Below are 16,058 nucleotides of genomic sequence, written 5' to 3'. Positions count from 1 at the left end.
CAAAGCTTGTGGGCTCTAATGAGATGGTGCCCCGGGCCGGACTTGAACCGGCACAACGCGAACGTCGAGGGATTTTAAATCCCTTGTGTCTACCAATTCCACCACCAGGGCACGCAATTCTTTGCGATGCCGTTTAGTACAGTAAACACCATCTTTAAATTTGGAGAGACGTGGCCGACTGGTACACGAGGTTCCTCGTGTGAGCACATCTTCCCTAAATTTGGAGCGACACACGAGGTTCGAACTCGTGACCTCAACCTTGGCAAGGTTGCGCTCTACCAACTGAGCTAGTGTCGCAAATGGAGGCGCGTCCCGGAGTCGAACCGAGGTCCACGGATTTGCAATCCGCTGCATAGCCACTCTGCCAACGCGCCGTTACCTTCCGGGTCATCCCCGTTGGTATGGCAGCCATTTTACACATCTCAAATTTGGTGTCACGAAAAAAATCATAAAAACCAAATCGTTCGATTCATTTTCAACCAATCGTCTTAAAAAACAACACAAAGCGGCCAATAGTTCATCAAGTCTCATGAGATATTCTCATTTCTCAGAGTATTACCAACTATGAAACAACCATCTTCAACTATATTTTCCTCGCCTTTTAAGTTGTTTAATGAGGGTTCCATGCGTTATTACTCTATATTTTCATCTTTGCTATTGCTAATCCCCAGTATCAGCCTTGCTGCTCCTCCACCAGGTAAAGGAAACAGCACTGAAATCACTTCAGCGCCAAGCTTCAGTGACGCGCTGACATCGTTTGATACCGGCCATTGGCAGGCCGCTGACGGATGGGCTAATGGTTCTCCATTCTTAAACGCGTGGTCTTCAGCAGCCTTGGATTTCAGCAGCGATGGGTTGGGCATTGTGCTCAGCGATGCCCCATTACTGGGATATGACTACACTTCAGGTGAACTGCGAACCTCTAATTTTTACGGCTACGGCTGTTATGAAGTCGAGATGAGGCCTGCAGCCGTCAGTGGTGTTGTCAGCGCCTTTTTTACCTTTATGGGCCCTTACGATAACGTTCGGGGAGGCAATGGCCAGCACAATGAAATTGACATAGAGTTCCTCGGTAATGATACCAATGTGGTTCAATTCAACTTCTGGACTAATGATGACCAGTATGCCAACGGCCACGAAAAAATCATCGAGCTAGGCTTTGATGCATCGAAATCATTCAACCATTATGCCTTTGACTGGAGTGAAACAGGTATCAATTGGTACATCAACAAACAGTTGGTGTATAGCGTTATCAGTACATCCAATGACCCGACCCCTAAAGTCTCTGACGGTACACACAAAATAATGATGAATATGTGGCCCGTGGATGCAAGTGCTTCGGGCTGGGCCGGAGAATTTACCTACCCTATGATACCGGTACTTGGGGAGTTCAAGAATGTCCGCTTTACTGAAGGGAGTGATTGTAATTTTGATTCGCCAGAGCCACCGCCTCCATCACCGACTAACAGCCTAACGATCTCTGCCCACAATATCTCACTTAACAATAAAGCTACCCAAGCTTCAGCAACCGTAACAGTCGCTGATAACAACGGGCAACGAATAGAAGGCGTTACAATTACCGGTGAATGGTCTGGTATTGTTAATGATGGTGACGGGGAAAAAGTCACAGATCAAACGGGTTCGGCATTATTCTACTCCCGGCGTAGCCGCTCAGGCTCTGGTACTTTCCAGTTCTGCGTAACAAGCCTATCCAAGGCCGGCTATTCGTGGACATCGGGCAATGATGAGCCTAAATGCTCTGAGGTTGAGATTCCTTAGATAAAAGAAAAGCGGCTTAGTAGCCGCTTTTCTTCATCAAACCAATGCGATGAAACTTACAGGTGCTCCGAATTGAGCAAATCATGCTTGGCCGCTTTGAGATAAATATACATCGACCAGTATGTCAGGATCATCGCCACATACAGTGCAATGTAACCAATCCACACCAACCACTCATTCGGATGCCATAGCAAGAGCAGCAATGCGACCATCTGGGCACCGGTCTTCACCTTGCCGACCCAAGACACTGCAACGCTGGAACGCTTGCCAAGCTCGGCCATCCACTCACGTAGGGCCGAAATGATGATCTCGCGACCAATCATGGTAATCGCAGGAATAGTTACCCATACGGAATTGAAGTGTTCAACGACAAGCACCATAGCCGCTGCAACCATCACTTTATCCGCCACAGGGTCGATAAAAGCACCAAAGCGGGTCGTCTGGTTCAACTTTCGGGCCAGGTAGCCATCAAACCAATCAGTAATACCGGCTACCAGGAAAATCAAAGCTGTTGCAAATGGGGACCAGCTATACGGTAGGTAAAAGGTGATCACAAAAAATGGAATCAAAATTAACCGTATGAAGCTTAGGATGTTCGGAATTGTTAAACGCATAATTGTTCGTTCTTATTGTGTAGATGTACCACGCTGGCCTAATGATTCAGCGCGTCATAAATTTTTTCTGCCATGGCACGACTGATGCCTGGCACCTTAGCGATTTCTTCTCTGCTAGCTTTCTTCAGTTCCTGTAAGCCACCCATATACTTGAGCAATGCTTGGCGACGTTTCGGGCCAATCCCCTCGATGTCTTCCAAGGCACTACGTTTTCTCACTTTTGCACGCTGGGCACGGTGACCACTGATTGCATGATTGTGACTCTCATCCCTGATATGTTGAATTAAATGCAACGCTGGGGAGTCTGCAGGCATCGAAAATTCTTCACCTGTTGTCAGCAGCAAAGTTTCCAACCCCGGCTTACGGGTGGTCCCCTTGGCTACACCCACGAGGATCGAGCGCTTAGGCCACTCAGCCATCAATGGGTTAACTACATCATACGCTCTTGACAGCTGACCTCTACCCCCATCGATAAAAATAATATCAGGAATTCTATCCGGATCGACTTGTGAGCCATACCTACGCTCTAAAGCCTGTGCCATAGCAGCATAATCATCACCGCCGGTAATACCTGAAATGTTATAGCGACGATACTCTTGCTTCAATGGCCCATCTTGGTTAAACACAACACAAGAGGCAACTGTCTTTTCCCCCATGGTGTGGCTAATATCAAAACATTCCATCCGTTCAAGGCGATTAAGCTGTAGCGCTTCGCGCAAGGCAGTGAAACGTTGATGAACAGTCATCCGGTGGCTCAGCTTACTCGTCAGTGCTGTTCTGGCATTGGTTTGCGCCAAACGTTGGAACTTGGCTTTATTACCACGCGTGCTGGATTTAATAACAATCTTGCGGCCTGCCAACTCCGTCAACGTCTCAGCAATCACCGCCTGTTCGTCACCAAGCGCTTCCCCCAATAGGATTTCACTCGGTATAACCCTTCCCTCAGCCTGATTGAGGTAGAACTGGGAGACAAAACTCGATAGCACCTCGGTGATCTCAGCATCAACCGGCATTTTCGGGAAATAGCTTCGGCTACCGAGGATTTTACCCTGCCGGATATAGAGTGCATGGATACACGCCATGCCGTTTTCATAGGCAATACCAACAACATCAAGATCATCGTCACTATCATGGCTAACGAACTGTTGCTCCTGCACACGCCTTAGTGCCTGGATCTGATCACGGTAAGTCGCCGCTTTCTCGAATGCTAGTTGCTGGCTGGCCAGCTCCATTTTCTCGACCATCGACGTGATCACCTGCCGGTCCTTGCCCTTTAGGAACATCCGGACATAATTAACCTGCTCTTCGTAATCTTCGTCGCTCACCAATCCTTTGACACACGGCCCCAAGCAGCGGCCAATCTGATACATCAGGCAAGGGCGACTGCGGTTAGCATATACCGAGTCTTCACACTGACGGATTGGGAAGATTTTCTGGAGCAGGTGCAAGCTTTCCCTAACGGCCCCACCATCTGGATATGGCCCGAAATACTCACCTTTGCGCTTCTTGGCACCCCGGTGCATCGACAGGCGCGGATGAGCAGAAGCACTGAGGAAAATATAGGGATATGACTTATCGTCCCGGAGCAGGACATTATATTTAGGCAGGTATAGCTTGATGTAGTTGTGCTCAAGGATCAGCGCTTCCGTTTCTGTATGGGTAACGGTGACATCGACCTTGGCGATATTTTTAACCAGTGCTCTGGTTTTCTCCCCGGCCACATTGGCCCGGAAGTAACTGGAAAGGCGCTTTTTAAGATCTTTGGCCTTTCCAACATAGATAACCTCATCGGCCAAGTCATACATTCGGTATACACCTGGCTGATGAGTTACTGTTTTTAGAAAACTTTTTGCGTCAAACTGTTCCGACACTACAACGTCTCTGTGTCTAACATTCCGTGGCGAATTGCAAGGTGGGTCAACTCAACATCACCATTGATGTCCAGCTTGTTAAATAGACGGTAACGGTAACTGTTTACAGTCTTCGGGCTCAGGTTCAGTTGTTCTGAAATATCGGTCACTTTCTGGCCTTTGGTGATCATCATCATAATCTGAAGTTCACGCTCAGAAAGATCTTTGAAAGGGTTCTCTGAATCCGGAGCAAACTGGCTCAATGCCATCTGTTGCGCAATTTCTGGTGAAATATAACGCTGCCCGCTGTTGACCATACGGATTGCATTAATCATTTCGTCAGGGCCGGCACCTTTGGTTAGGTAACCTGCTGCGCCTGCCTGCATCACCTTGGTCGGGAACGGGTTTTCTGTATGAATCGTCAAAACGATAATTTTGACATCAGGACTAAAGCGCAAAATTTTACGTGTCGCTTCAAGGCCACCGATACCAGGCATGTTCATATCCATAAGAATGATGTCCGCATGCGAGTTACGGCACCACTTTACGGCTTCTTCACCACTGTCGGCTTCCCCTACCACTTTTATACCACGGACGTCTTCAAGCAGACGTCGGATCCCTGTGCGAACCAGTTCGTGATCATCTACAAGGAATACATTAATCAAGCTGTATCTCCAATATGATTTGGCTCTGCACCCAGCCGAGATGGCGGGATAGCTGTTACTGATATTACCCAATTCTACCTTAACTTCCCATCGGATCTCATGCAGTTTCTGTGTAACAGCGCATGTTTTCGCGGTAAGTTAAGACTTGACAAAACAATGATTTGTCAATTTTTACAAGCTTCAAAATAAAATAGCTCGGACAGCAGTATTTACTATATTTCGAAAAAAATAAAGTGAAATATTCATGTTATCCAATTAGTTAGATTTATCTCAAAAAGATAGCTCTAAGCTGTCATAATATTGTGACAATCAATAAGTTAAATCAACTATCCATAAGTAGTGTCTATTTATATTTTTTTCACCAAAGCTTAAAAAAAGCAATTACTTACTACAATTTGCTGTTTTTTCGGCAAGCTACAAAAATCATTTGCAAAAAACTGCACCGCTATATTCTACCTTTCGAGATACCTCTCCTTCTGTTGGGGAGTCAATTTTGAAGGCCAAGATAAAAATGACTCTCTTGTATAAAGTATTGCTCATCACTGCCTATTTAAAAAGGCAAGCCGTAGAAAAACTCTCATCTGCACCTGTTGCTGTAACTCATTGTTCATGCAACACCCTTTTTACTACGTAATAATGTTCGGCAATGTTCACCTCAACAGCAGGAAAGGCAGATCTGGCTAAGAGTTAGACGTCTAGATGTAGAGGTTTCCTTTCTGTTCCTTGTTCATGTATTATGGCGCGTCCTTATGCCTGCCGGCATAACTGCTCTTGCTTAAATATGGATTTTTGCAGTACAAACCCGACACGTAATGTGGGTTTTCTTTTGGATATCGCGAAGCAGCCTTGTGGCCGGCAATGTACAAGCAAATACCCAAGAGCTTTAAAAGGTTATGTCATGAATCTCTCTGCCAAGACAGTTGTGCTCATCGCAATCGGTGCAGCCTTATATGGTATTGGTGGTCTACCTATGTTTGGTATTCCTGTCTTCGCAAATACCACTCTCAAACCCGCAATGGCAGTACTTGCCTTGTTCGGGGTGCTTTTCGGCCCTCTGGTCGGCTTTCTTGTCGGTTTCATCGGCCACTGGGTGACCGACCTTTTTGCTGGTTGGGGCGTATGGGTCACCTGGGTACTCGGCTCAGGTATTGTGGGCCTAGTTATTGGCTTTTATCCAAAAATCACCAAAGAACGAATCGAAAAAGGGCTGTTCTCCAAGCTCGACTTCTGCCTATTCGTTATCCTTGCTTTCATCGGTAATGTCGTCGGCTATGGCTGCTCTGCTTTTCTTGACGCCGTCCTCTATGCCGAACCATTTACCAAGGTTTTGGCGCAGCTAACTATCATTGCTGCCGGTAACACCGTGCTGATTGCAATTGTCGGCCACTTTATCCTGACTGCCGTCGCCAAACGCAAGCAACAAAGCTACAACTTGATCGAGGCCGAATAAACGATGTCCATCCAGTTTACAGACTTCTCATTCAAATATTGGGCGCTACAAAAGCCAACCCTAAAAAACATCAACCTGACCATTAATCAGGGTGAGAAAGTTGTCATTGTCGGACCAAGCGGTAGCGGCAAATCCACCTTGGGCCAATGCCTAAATGGTTTGATCCCATTCTCGGTAAAGGGTGATATTACTGGCAGCCTGAAAATCAATGGCAAAGAAACCCAGAACATGGATCTTCACCAGTGTACTGGCATGGTTGGTACGGTACTGCAAGACACCGATGGTCAGTTTGTTGGTTTGAGCATCGGCGAAGATATTGCCTTTGCTCTTGAGAACCAAATGGTGGCTCCAGGCCCAATGCGTCAAGTGGTAGAAGAAACGGCAACAATGATGGAGCTAGACGATATGCTTCATCTGTCTCCTTTCGATCTCAGTGGTGGCCAAAAGCAACGAGTATCCCTTGCGGGTGTTATGGTCGATGATGTCGATATCCTGCTATTTGATGAGCCACTCGCGAGCCTTGACCCTAAGACGGGCAAATCAACCATCGAGATTATTGATCGCCTGCACCGCGAAACGGGCAAAACTGTAGTCATTATCGAGCACCGCCTTGAAGATGTCCTGCACTGTCAGGCTGATCGCATCATCTTAATGGAGCGTGGCGAGATCGTTGCCAACCTGACACCAGACGAACTGCTAGCCAGCCCACTGTTGGCAAAACACGGGATCCGCGAACCCCTTTACCTTTCTGCTTTGAAAGCGGCCGGTTGTGAGATCAACGAAGCAGACAAACCCGCTTACCTATCGACACTCGATATAGAGCGATTCAAGCCGCAGGTTATGGACTGGTTTCAGCAAGGTGACCTAGTCACCACTGAAACTCAGGGCTCCCCCCTACTCGAGGTCAAAGACCTCAGTTATTCATACGATGGCGATCGCCAGACCCTCGATAATGTCAGCTTTACCATAAACCAAGGTGAGTTTGTCTCTATCTTAGGTAAGAACGGTTCAGGGAAATCAACCATAACCCGCTTAATCATGGGGGTCCTAGAGCCGGACACAGGCAGCATCAGCTTTGAAGGCCGAGACCTAGCAACCTGCTCTATCTTCGATCGAAGCCAGGATATTGGCATCGTATTGCAGAACCCGAACCATATGATTTCCCATCATATGATTTTCGACGAGGTTGCCTCAGGCTTACGTAACCGTGGGGTGGCTGAGTCCGAAGTTGAAACCAAGGTATTGGAAACACTGAAACTATGTGGCTTGGATCGCTATCGCCACTGGCCAATCGACGCGTTGAGCTATGGCCAAAAAAAGCGTGTCACCATCGCAACGATTCTGGTGTTGGAACCCAAGTTGCTGATCCTTGATGAGCCAACAGCAGGTCAGGACTACCACCACTACACGGCGATGATGAGCTTTATCAAGGAGCTAAACCAAAAGCTTGGGATCACCATTTTGATCATCTCCCATGACATGCATTTGGTACTGGAGTACACCCAGCGCGCTATCGTTATCGCTGACAGCAAACTGTTGGCCGATTCCGCCGTCAATGAAGTGTTTAGCCAACCGGCTCTACTCCAGCAAGCGAACCTGACCGTCACAAGTTTGTATACACTGGCTTCCTGCTTGGGTATCGAACGTATTGATCACTTTATCCGTTGCTTCATCCAGCATGAGGCAGGCTCGAACTAATGAAAACCAATAAGATAAAATTCGGTATTAGCTATATCAATACCGGCTCACCGCTACATGCGCTAAACGGGATCACCAAGTTCATCCTGTTCATGGCCTGGGTCTCCATGGTCTTGATGACCTTTGATGTCCGTATCATTATTGCCATGATTTTGGTCGGCTTTGCATTGCTGCGACTTTCGCGCGTGCCATTTGCCAACTACAAAACCCTCATGACAGGTACGGTCACCGTCCTATTGCTCAACGCGCTGTTTATGTTCTTGATTGCGCCACAACAGGGCGAGGAGTACATGGGAACCCAGACAGTGTTGCTTACCCTGCCAGGTAACTATTCACTCACTCAGGAAACCCTGTTTTACTTAGTCACGGTCACACTGAAATATTTCAGCATGTTCCCCGTTGCTTTGGTGTTTGTATTTACGACCCACCCAACGGAGTTTTCGGCGAGCTTAAACAAGCTAGGCGTCCCCTACCGTATCGCCTATGCAGTTAGCCTAACATTGCGCTATTTGCCAGAAGTCACCAAGGACTTCATTAACATCATGCATGCCCAGCAGGCGCGTGGCGTTGATATCTCTAAAAATGCCCCAGTGTTTACACGTATCAAAAACGTAGCGAAAATCCTCGGGCCATTGATTTTCTCCAGCCTTGACCGCGCAGAAGTGATCTCAAATGCCATGACATTACGTGGTTTCGGCCAACATAAGCGCCGGAGCTGGTACAGCCTTAAGCCGATGGCCAAAGCAGATTTCGCAGTATTGTTCACTATCGCAGTGATATTGGCGCTGGGTTTCGCCAACCGCTATCACGCTGAGCAGCTTTTCTGGTACCCGTTCTAACGTTTGGTATGAACGCCAAGTAAACATGCTCTAAAGGCTAGCATCACACATGCTGGCCTTTTTATTATCCATTTCTGGGCGCTAGTACTACACACCGCCTAATCTTCACATAATATTTACTTCCTAGTCGTTCCGGTTAACCTTGCTATATGAACTAAGTTCGGCAGCAACACGTAATCTCAGTAAATGAGGTTAATGGGTAGCGAGATATGAAGACGGAGACAATCATCAATAAAGGCAAACAAGGAACAGCTAGAGAGTATGCAAAGGTGCCCAAAGGAAGGCTATCGAGACTGGGTCAGCTCGGCTCATTAGCAACCCGGGTGGCAGGCAGTATGGTCACCGAGGGGGTAAAGCAACTTGCCCAAGGTAACCGTCCCAAAGCCAGTGAGTTATTGCTCACTCCTGGTAATGCCAAAAGGGTTGCCGAGCAGCTAGCCCAGTTACGCGGGGCCGCAATGAAAGTAGGACAGCTCCTGTCAATGGATGCCGGAGATCTACTGCCACCAGAGTTAACCGAACTTCTCGCTCGATTACGCGCCGAAGCCAAAGCCATGCCTATCAGCCAACTTAACGCCGTATTGCAGCATGAATGGGACATCGACTGGCAAGACAGATTTCAAACCTTTTCATTCTACCCCGTTGCAGCCGCTTCCATCGGCCAAGTCCATTCTGCCACCAATTGGAGCGGGGAAAAGATTGCGCTCAAGATCCAATACCCAGGCATCAAAGAGAGTATTGATAGTGATGTTGACAATGTTGCGACGCTACTTCGGGTTTCTGGGCTTCTCCCCAAAGATGTCGATTACCAAGACTTGCTAGAGGAAGCTAAAAAGCAACTTCATGCCGAAGCAGACTATAAACTTGAAGCGGATCTCCTTAAGCAATACAAGCAACTACTCTCGCCTGATTCACGTTACCAAATACCGGATGTCTTTGATGATTTAACCACAGAAAACATCCTGGCGATGCAATTTGTTGAGGGACTGCCGGTTGAGTCACTGACCAATCAACCACAGCACATCCGCGACCATGTTATGGAGCTTGCTTTCGAATTATTGTTCAAGGAGATGTTTTCTTTCAGGTTGGTGCAGACCGATCCGAACTTCGCAAATTTCCTTTACAACGACCAGTCTCAACAACTTGTCTTGCTCGATTTCGGTGCTACACGAGCCTATCCTGCCCATGTTTCACAAGGCTATCAACTGTTACTCAGTGCAGCACTAGAACATGACAAAACAGTGATGAACACGGCACTGCGCCAGATAGGCTTTTTCAGCCAACCCATAACTTCCTCACAGCAAGATGCTGTCATTGAGTTATGCTTGGAAGCCTGTGAGCCAATAATGACGGATGGTGTTTTTGATTTTGGCCAGACAGATTTAGCACGCCGGATCCGTGATGCCGGTACAGCACTTAGTATGAAAGAGAATTATTGGCATACCCCACCCGCTGATGCGATCTTCTTCCACCGCAAACTTGGTGGGTTGTACCTGCTCGCCGCCAGGCTGAAGGCCAGGGTCAATGTCCGGGAGATATTCTCACCATATCTGCTGACAACCAGCCAAAGCTAAACCTTGGCTTGGGTAATGACTACGAAGACGGGTTCATGTAATGGGCCCGCCAGTATCCAGCATCGTCAAAGAGTTCTTCATTAAGGGCTATCGCATTTTCAATAGAAAGATACAGCTCTGAGTTTTCTTCGCCCAAAAACTGCAATTTTTCGCGGGCACGGTACAGTTCCGTCATATAGAGTTGTTGGGATTCAACCAGTAGGTTTTGGCGAACTCCCTCTTGGGAGGTCGTTTCCTTAGCGAAATATCCTATCGCATTCTCTCCCGCATGAGGTGCATCTTGCTCTAAGCTGACAACAAGCAATGAACCGCCTAGCGCTAAACCCAATAGACCTGTCTTCATAAGATTTTTCATCATCATGCAACCTCATACCTTATCGTTGACACTATGATGACAAACAATTGAATGATGTTCAATTAATGCCAACTGAACCAATAATCACCTCGTAGCTGAGCGAACCAACTTCAATGTTATTAACGAAATGCTCAATAAACCACGTACGACTTTTATCATATTTAATTCCACTTTTATTTTTATCGCCCATAAACCTCAAACAATTTTTTGTAACCCAAACCATGAAGCATAAGTTAAATTAATATTTAAAATAATTTTATATAACCTCAAGCGATGATCATTGAATAATCTATGAATTTTTATTTGAGCAATATTCAAATAATTAATATTTTGTTAATTATAGGTTGGCGATAATATATTTCAGCACATTATTTTTGTGCACAACAACTAATTTTAGGCACTAATATATACCTACTGTTAATCAGGTCTTCATGAGCCGATCTGACTCAACTTTTTTTTACTTCTAAAGAGGTAAATTACCTTTCGTTGAGTGAGGAGTTGAATATGGATATGAAGACTGCACAACATACCGATGAACTAACCGAGGATGAATTGCTGATTGCCTCATGGGAGCCCGCTGTCGATGCCATTGCGGCATTGTTTGGTAGCAGTTGTGAAGTGGTACTCCATTCATTTAATAACTTACAGTCCTCAGTCACTAAAATTGCCAATGGGCATGTAACTGGTAGGCAAGCTGGAGCTCCTGTGACAGATTTCGCCCTACAAAAACTCAACGCTAAATGCGGTTTAAAGTGGAGTACGTATTTTACCCGTACCAAAGATGGTCAAATGATGAAGTCGGCATCGACTACAATTTGCAACCGAAGGGGCCAACCAATAGGGATGCTGTGTATAAACTGCAGTTTAAACGCGCCGATAGCCAGTTTACTTGAAGCCTTCAGCCTGCCGGCAACCACAACAGAAAGCCAAGTACCTATTCATAGTGAAACATTTGCAACCTCGGTCGAGGATTTAATCAGCCAAGTGATATCCCAAGTGAATAGTGACCCGCACCTAGCCAGTAATCTAAGAAACAAAGAGATTATTTGTCAGTTATATGATCGTGGCATATTCGAATTAAAGGAGTCACCAACTTTGGTCGCACAAAAGCTTGGGGTCTCTAAACATACGGTGTATTTGCATATCAGAAACCATAAACAGTAAATACTCAGTAACTACCTTTTTAAAAAAAATTATATGTTTTGGGCTTATGAGTACAAAACACCACACTTTACGCCGATAGGAAATTAACAAAATTTAAGTCACTAATTCACCGTTATGCTCAACATAACATGATGCTTTGTAAGTTAATCTTTTTAAGGAATGAAAAATGACATTAAGTGTTATTGTAAACTTAGCGATATTTCTCGCATTAATTCTCTTTTTATATCGCCTACAAACAAAATATGTCACCTTTACCAAGCGGGTCTTCGCAGGTTTAGGGCTTGGTATTATTTTCGGTGGCGCACTTCAGGTTTTCTATGGCGCCGGTTCGGATGTCATCAAAACCAGCATCGACTATTTTGATATTGTTGGTGTTGGCTATGTCAAACTACTACAAATGATCATCATTCCATTGGTTATGGTCTCGATAATTTCTGCCATCCTGCGCTTAAATGGTGGTACATCGCTAGGTAAAATCAGTGGACTCACAATCGGCGTTCTGATTGTCACTACCATGATTTCAGCCGTGGTCGGTATTGCTATGGCCAACCTGTTTGGTCTGACAGCCGAAGGCCTGACCTCTGGTGCTGCAGAAATAGCTCGCGGTGAAGCTCTGGAGCATCGCCTGCATTCCGTTGAAGCTATGTCATTCGCCAAGTTGATGATTGAATTCCTGCCAGCGAATCCATTTTTGGATATGACGGGTGCCCGCCGTACCTCAACCATTGCCGTCGTTATTTTCTCAGTCTTCATCGGTATTGCTGCTACGGGGATTGCCCGCAAAAAGCCTGATGTGTTTGCATCTTTTGAACAGTTTATCAGTGTTGCACAAGCCATCGTGATGCGAATGGTCACGCTGGTACTGCGCCTAACGCCATTTGGTGTCCTTGCGTTGATGACCAAGGTGATTTCTGGCTCTAACTATGCCGATATCGTCAACCTAGCCAACTTCGTTATCGCTTCTTACGGCGCTATTTTCCTAATGTTTGCAATCCACCTAGCGATTATTGCTATGGTAGGCCTGAACCCAATGCGTCACCTGAAGAAAGTCATCCCAGTGCTGCTGTTCGCTTTCACTTCCCGTTCTAGTGCCGGTTCTATCCCAATGAATGTCCAAACCCAGGAGAAATACCTAGGCATTCCAAGTGGTATCGCTAACTTCTCGGCCTCTTTCGGTTCCACGATTGGCCAGAACGGTTGTGCCGGTATCTACCCTGCCATGCTGGCGGTGATGATTGCACCTACTGTTGGTGTCAATCCAATGGATTTCGGCTTCCTAATCACCCTAATAGCCATCATCACGGTAAGTTCATTTGGTGTGGCAGGCATTGGTGGCGGCGCAACATTTGCAGCCCTGATTGTCCTATCGGCGCTGGATTTCCCTGTCGCCCTTGCAGGCCTGCTGATTTCTATCGAACCAATGATTGATATGGGCCGAACTGCGCTGAACGTTTCCGGCTCGCTGACAGCCGGTACGGTAACCAGTAAGGTGCTTGGCCAAACTGATATGGACATCTTCAATAGTGACGAGGAAGTCAACCTAGACGGCGAAGATGCCACGGCCTAATCCAGCCGAAAACAACAATTAGCTTGAATAAAACATGAGGGAAACAGTGGTTTCCCTTTATTCCAGACACTTGGCTACCCCGTCGGTATCTGGCTTGGACAACAATAGAGTAAGAACCATGAAAATAATCATTATTGGCGGCGAAGCAGCCGGTATGAGCGCTGCCGCTAAGGCCCGCCGTGTCGACCGTGATGCTGAAATCACCGTTTTTGAAGCCTCGGAAGTGATATCCTTCGGCGCCTGTGGCCTGCCTTATTTCGTTGGCGATGAATTCCAAGACCATAACTTCATGGCTGAATTCACCCCTGAGCAATTTGTCGAGCGTGGTATTAGCGTTAAAACCGGCCACCGGGTGACAAAAGTCGATGCGGTAAATAAAAAACTGGAAGTCAATAATGGCAGCGGCACCTTTACCACCCATTACGACCGACTGATGATCGCTACGGGGGCAAGTGAGGTACTCCCACCCGTCAAGGGGTTGGAAAAACAAGGCGTACACAGCTTACGTCGTATGGACGATGGCCTAAGGCTAAAAACAGCTATCAATCACCCTGCCTGCCAGCATGTAACAGTGATAGGCTCTGGCTTTATTGGCCTTGAAGTTGTCGAGGCGATGGTGCATCAAGGCAAAACCGTGCGTTTGATAGAGCGGGCGGAACGCCTTATTCCAGATGCCTTTGATCCGGAGATCAGTGAACACTTTTTATCCGAGTTGCAATCTGCCGGTGTCGAAGTACACCTCAATGAATCACTGCAGGAAATTCTGGGCGACGATACCGTTTCTGCGGTCAAAACCAGCCAAGGACTTTATTCTACGGATCTGGTGGTGGTTTGCACCGGTGTCAAACCTAATACCGCCTTTTTGAGTGAGACAGGCATCGAAACACTGGATAACGGCGCCTTGATCGTCGATCAACAAGGTCGCACATCTTTGACTGACGTATGGGCAGCCGGAGACTGTGCCTCAATATGGCACAGCTTGCTTGAGAGCAATGTCTATATCCCGCTTGCCACCGGTGCAAATAAGCTTGGCCGCTTAGTGGGTGAGAACATTGCCGGTAAGTCACTGGTTTTCCCCGGTTCCCTGGGTACCAGCTGTGTCAAAGTGCTGGCGCTTGAAGCAGGCCGTACTGGGCTTTCCGAGCCAGAGGCGATTGCTGCAGGCATCAATTACAAAGCGATCACTATCAAGGATAAGTGCCACACCAACTATTGCGATGGTCAGTCAGATATTCATATGAAGTTGATTTACCATGCTGACACCAAAGTTCTACTTGGAGCCCAGATGATAGGCAAAAAAGGGGCCGTTCACCGTATCGATGCCATGGCCGTTGCCATCAGCGCAGGTTTAACGACCCAACAACTTGGCATGCTCGACTTTGCCTATGCGCCGCCGTTTGCCAGAACCTGGGACATCATGAACGTTGCCGGAAACGTGGCAAAATAACCGTCCTAAATCATCAAAGACCAGCTCACTGTGCTGGTCTTTTTTGTTTAACCTCACCTGCTATACCTTTGATGATTGCTCCATAAGGCTTGGCTGTAATTTGGGCTTTCGGGTCACCAAGAACACGGCAACTGCGGCCAGCACAAACCCGATAGCCCCAACTTCATTAAAGCTTTCACCAAAAATCAACCAAGCTTGGAACGCGGTCATCGGTGGGACCAAGTAAAATGTCGAAGCGACCTTGGATGACTCGCCATGCTTAACCATGTACAGCAGCAATAAAATCGCAACAACCGACAGCACCAAGACCAACCAACTCAAGGCGAAGATAAAGGTCGGTGTCCAGTTAACCACCATGGTTTCGGTACTCAAGGCAACGGGTAGGAACAACAAGGCTGCAGCGCTGTATTGCCATACTGCACTTCCCACCATATCTATACCCTGACAGAATTTCTTCTGGTAGAGCGTACCGAATGTAATACCTATCAGTGCAAGGATGGTAAACAGGTAAGCAGCTTCCCGGCTACCGTCCTGATGCCAAGCCATATTGCCCTGCAGGACTAGGTTGATCCCGATAAATCCAATCACCAGACCCAGCCACTGTGACACCCGCATTCGCTCACCCGCGCAACCAAACATCACAACAGCGGTTACAATTGGCTGCAACCCTACCAACAAAGAGCAAAGCCCGGCCGGCATCCCTAGACCAATCGCAATATAGGTTCCGCCGAGATAAAAACCATGGATTAATAGCCCCGCGACCATGCAATGGAGTAGCGCTTTTCCCGTCGGGAGGCGAGACTTCAGGATAACAACCAGCAACAAGAATACAGCAATGTTCGCCAACATTCGGATCAGGAGAAAAGTCGCAGGCTCTGCGTAAGGTAAACCCAGTCGTGCCCCGATAAAACCGGAGCTCCAAAGCACCACAAACAAGAATGGGATAAATCGCGTCATCATGGCCTACTCTCTTCTCTTTTGCCTCAATAACGATTACTTTAAAACGGGTACAAAAAGCTTAACAGGGACAGATTGGGGAGTTTTATAGGGTACAGA

Annotated in this window: 13 protein-coding genes and 3 tRNA genes; 8 read left to right on the top strand and 8 right to left on the bottom strand. The window is 47.0% G+C overall.

The window, feature by feature from the left end:
- Window positions 1–24 precede the first annotated feature (24 nt).
- The 3 genes from C9J01_RS07740 to C9J01_RS07730 form a co-directional block, all read right to left on the bottom strand.
- Window positions 25–111, bottom strand: a tRNA-Leu gene (locus C9J01_RS07740).
- Window positions 112–221: 110 nt separating this feature from the next.
- Window positions 222–297 (bottom strand) — tRNA-Gly (locus tag C9J01_RS07735).
- Window positions 298–300: 3 nt separating this feature from the next.
- A tRNA-Cys gene (locus C9J01_RS07730) sits at window positions 301–374 on the bottom strand.
- Window positions 375–624: 250 nt separating this feature from the next.
- Between C9J01_RS07730 and C9J01_RS07725 the strand changes: the two genes are divergently transcribed.
- Window positions 625–1,779, top strand: a complete 1,155-nt coding sequence (locus C9J01_RS07725) for a family 16 glycosylhydrolase (RefSeq protein ID WP_158264506.1) — start codon at window positions 625–627, stop codon at window positions 1,777–1,779.
- Between the two features lie 56 nt (window positions 1,780–1,835).
- On the opposite strand, the gene pgsA is transcribed toward C9J01_RS07725, so the two are convergent.
- Genes pgsA through uvrY form a run of 3 tightly spaced genes read right to left on the bottom strand, consistent with a single transcriptional unit; the run spans window position 1,836 to window position 4,908 of the window.
- The gene (pgsA, locus tag C9J01_RS07720) at window positions 1,836–2,393 is read right to left on the bottom strand and encodes a CDP-diacylglycerol--glycerol-3-phosphate 3-phosphatidyltransferase (RefSeq protein ID WP_107297569.1); all 558 of its coding nucleotides are present in this window, start codon (window positions 2,391–2,393) and stop codon (window positions 1,836–1,838) included.
- A gap of 38 nt (window positions 2,394–2,431) precedes the next feature.
- A complete protein-coding gene (gene uvrC, locus C9J01_RS07715; protein ID WP_107297568.1) occupies window positions 2,432–4,264 on the bottom strand; it encodes an excinuclease ABC subunit UvrC in 1,833 nt (610 codons plus the stop codon).
- Window positions 4,264–4,908 (bottom strand): UvrY/SirA/GacA family response regulator transcription factor, encoded by a 645-nt coding sequence (gene uvrY, locus C9J01_RS07710; protein WP_039468571.1) that lies wholly within the window; start codon window positions 4,906–4,908, stop codon window positions 4,264–4,266. Before uvrY ends, uvrC begins: the two co-directional genes overlap by 1 nt.
- Before the next feature lie 898 nt (window positions 4,909–5,806).
- On the opposite strand from uvrY, the gene C9J01_RS07705 reads away from it, so the two are divergent.
- From C9J01_RS07705 to C9J01_RS07690, 4 genes are all read left to right on the top strand, one after another.
- The gene (locus C9J01_RS07705) at window positions 5,807–6,358 is read left to right on the top strand and encodes an ECF-type riboflavin transporter substrate-binding protein (protein ID WP_107297567.1); all 552 of its coding nucleotides are present in this window, start codon (window positions 5,807–5,809) and stop codon (window positions 6,356–6,358) included.
- A gap of 3 nt (window positions 6,359–6,361) precedes the next feature.
- The gene (locus C9J01_RS07700) at window positions 6,362–8,056 is read left to right on the top strand and encodes an ABC transporter ATP-binding protein (RefSeq protein WP_107297566.1); all 1,695 of its coding nucleotides are present in this window, start codon (window positions 6,362–6,364) and stop codon (window positions 8,054–8,056) included.
- Window positions 8,056–8,895 (top strand): energy-coupling factor transporter transmembrane component T family protein, encoded by an 840-nt coding sequence (locus C9J01_RS07695; RefSeq protein ID WP_107297565.1) that lies wholly within the window; start codon window positions 8,056–8,058, stop codon window positions 8,893–8,895. The genes C9J01_RS07700 and C9J01_RS07695 overlap by 1 nt, the downstream gene beginning before the upstream one ends.
- Before the next feature lie 209 nt (window positions 8,896–9,104).
- Complete coding sequence (locus tag C9J01_RS07690) at window positions 9,105–10,469, top strand: ABC1 kinase family protein (RefSeq protein WP_107297564.1); 1,365 nt, start codon at window positions 9,105–9,107, stop codon at window positions 10,467–10,469.
- Window positions 10,470–10,488: 19 nt separating this feature from the next.
- Here C9J01_RS07690 and C9J01_RS07685 read toward each other — a convergent pair whose 3' ends face one another.
- Window positions 10,489–10,827, bottom strand: coding sequence for a hypothetical protein (locus tag C9J01_RS07685; RefSeq protein ID WP_146157067.1), 339 nt, complete (start codon window positions 10,825–10,827; stop codon window positions 10,489–10,491).
- Between the two features lie 501 nt (window positions 10,828–11,328).
- Here C9J01_RS07685 and C9J01_RS07680 point away from each other — a divergent pair.
- The 3 genes from C9J01_RS07680 to C9J01_RS07670 all read left to right on the top strand — a co-directional run bounded on the left by C9J01_RS07680 (window position 11,329) and on the right by C9J01_RS07670 (window position 15,002).
- Window positions 11,329–11,988, top strand: a complete 660-nt coding sequence (locus C9J01_RS07680; RefSeq protein ID WP_201797809.1) for a helix-turn-helix transcriptional regulator — start codon at window positions 11,329–11,331, stop codon at window positions 11,986–11,988.
- A 166-nt stretch (window positions 11,989–12,154) separates the two neighbouring features.
- Entirely contained in the window at window positions 12,155–13,555 is a 1,401-nt protein-coding gene (locus C9J01_RS07675) for an L-cystine transporter (RefSeq protein ID WP_107297562.1), read from the top strand.
- Window positions 13,556–13,673: 118 nt separating this feature from the next.
- Entirely contained in the window at window positions 13,674–15,002 is a 1,329-nt protein-coding gene (locus C9J01_RS07670) for a CoA-disulfide reductase (RefSeq protein WP_107297561.1), read from the top strand.
- Window positions 15,003–15,062: 60 nt separating this feature from the next.
- Here the strand turns inward: C9J01_RS07670 and C9J01_RS07665 are convergent, their stop codons facing one another.
- On the bottom strand, window positions 15,063–15,962 hold the full coding sequence (locus C9J01_RS07665; RefSeq protein WP_107297560.1) for a DMT family transporter: 900 nt from the start codon (window positions 15,960–15,962) through the stop codon (window positions 15,063–15,065).
- Between the last annotated feature and the right edge of the window lie 96 nt (window positions 15,963–16,058).

The sequence above is a fragment of the Photobacterium rosenbergii genome (assembly GCF_003026455.1).
GTDB lineage: Bacteria > Pseudomonadota > Gammaproteobacteria > Enterobacterales > Vibrionaceae > Photobacterium > Photobacterium rosenbergii.
The sequence above is the reverse complement of the archived record's forward strand: the minus strand, read 5'-3'. Positions and strand labels throughout refer to the sequence as shown.

Excerpts from the sequence above, each read along its gene's own strand:
- C9J01_RS07725 (WP_158264506.1), top strand. The coding sequence starts at position 625 with ATGCGTTATTACTCTATATTTTCATCTTTGCTATTGCTAATCCCCAGT.
- pgsA (WP_107297569.1), bottom strand. The coding sequence starts at position 2,393 with ATGCGTTTAACAATTCCGAACATCCTAAGCTTCATACGGTTAATTTTG.
- C9J01_RS07705 (WP_107297567.1), top strand. The coding sequence starts at position 5,807 with ATGAATCTCTCTGCCAAGACAGTTGTGCTCATCGCAATCGGTGCAGCC.
- C9J01_RS07700 (WP_107297566.1), top strand. The coding sequence starts at position 6,362 with ATGTCCATCCAGTTTACAGACTTCTCATTCAAATATTGGGCGCTACAA.
- C9J01_RS07695 (WP_107297565.1), top strand. The coding sequence starts at position 8,056 with ATGAAAACCAATAAGATAAAATTCGGTATTAGCTATATCAATACCGGC.
- C9J01_RS07690 (WP_107297564.1), top strand. The coding sequence starts at position 9,105 with ATGAAGACGGAGACAATCATCAATAAAGGCAAACAAGGAACAGCTAGA.
- C9J01_RS07685 (WP_146157067.1), bottom strand. The coding sequence starts at position 10,827 with ATGATGAAAAATCTTATGAAGACAGGTCTATTGGGTTTAGCGCTAGGC.
- C9J01_RS07680 (WP_201797809.1), top strand. The coding sequence starts at position 11,329 with ATGGATATGAAGACTGCACAACATACCGATGAACTAACCGAGGATGAA.
- C9J01_RS07675 (WP_107297562.1), top strand. The coding sequence starts at position 12,155 with ATGACATTAAGTGTTATTGTAAACTTAGCGATATTTCTCGCATTAATT.
- C9J01_RS07670 (WP_107297561.1), top strand. The coding sequence starts at position 13,674 with ATGAAAATAATCATTATTGGCGGCGAAGCAGCCGGTATGAGCGCTGCC.
- C9J01_RS07665 (WP_107297560.1), bottom strand. The coding sequence starts at position 15,962 with ATGATGACGCGATTTATCCCATTCTTGTTTGTGGTGCTTTGGAGCTCC.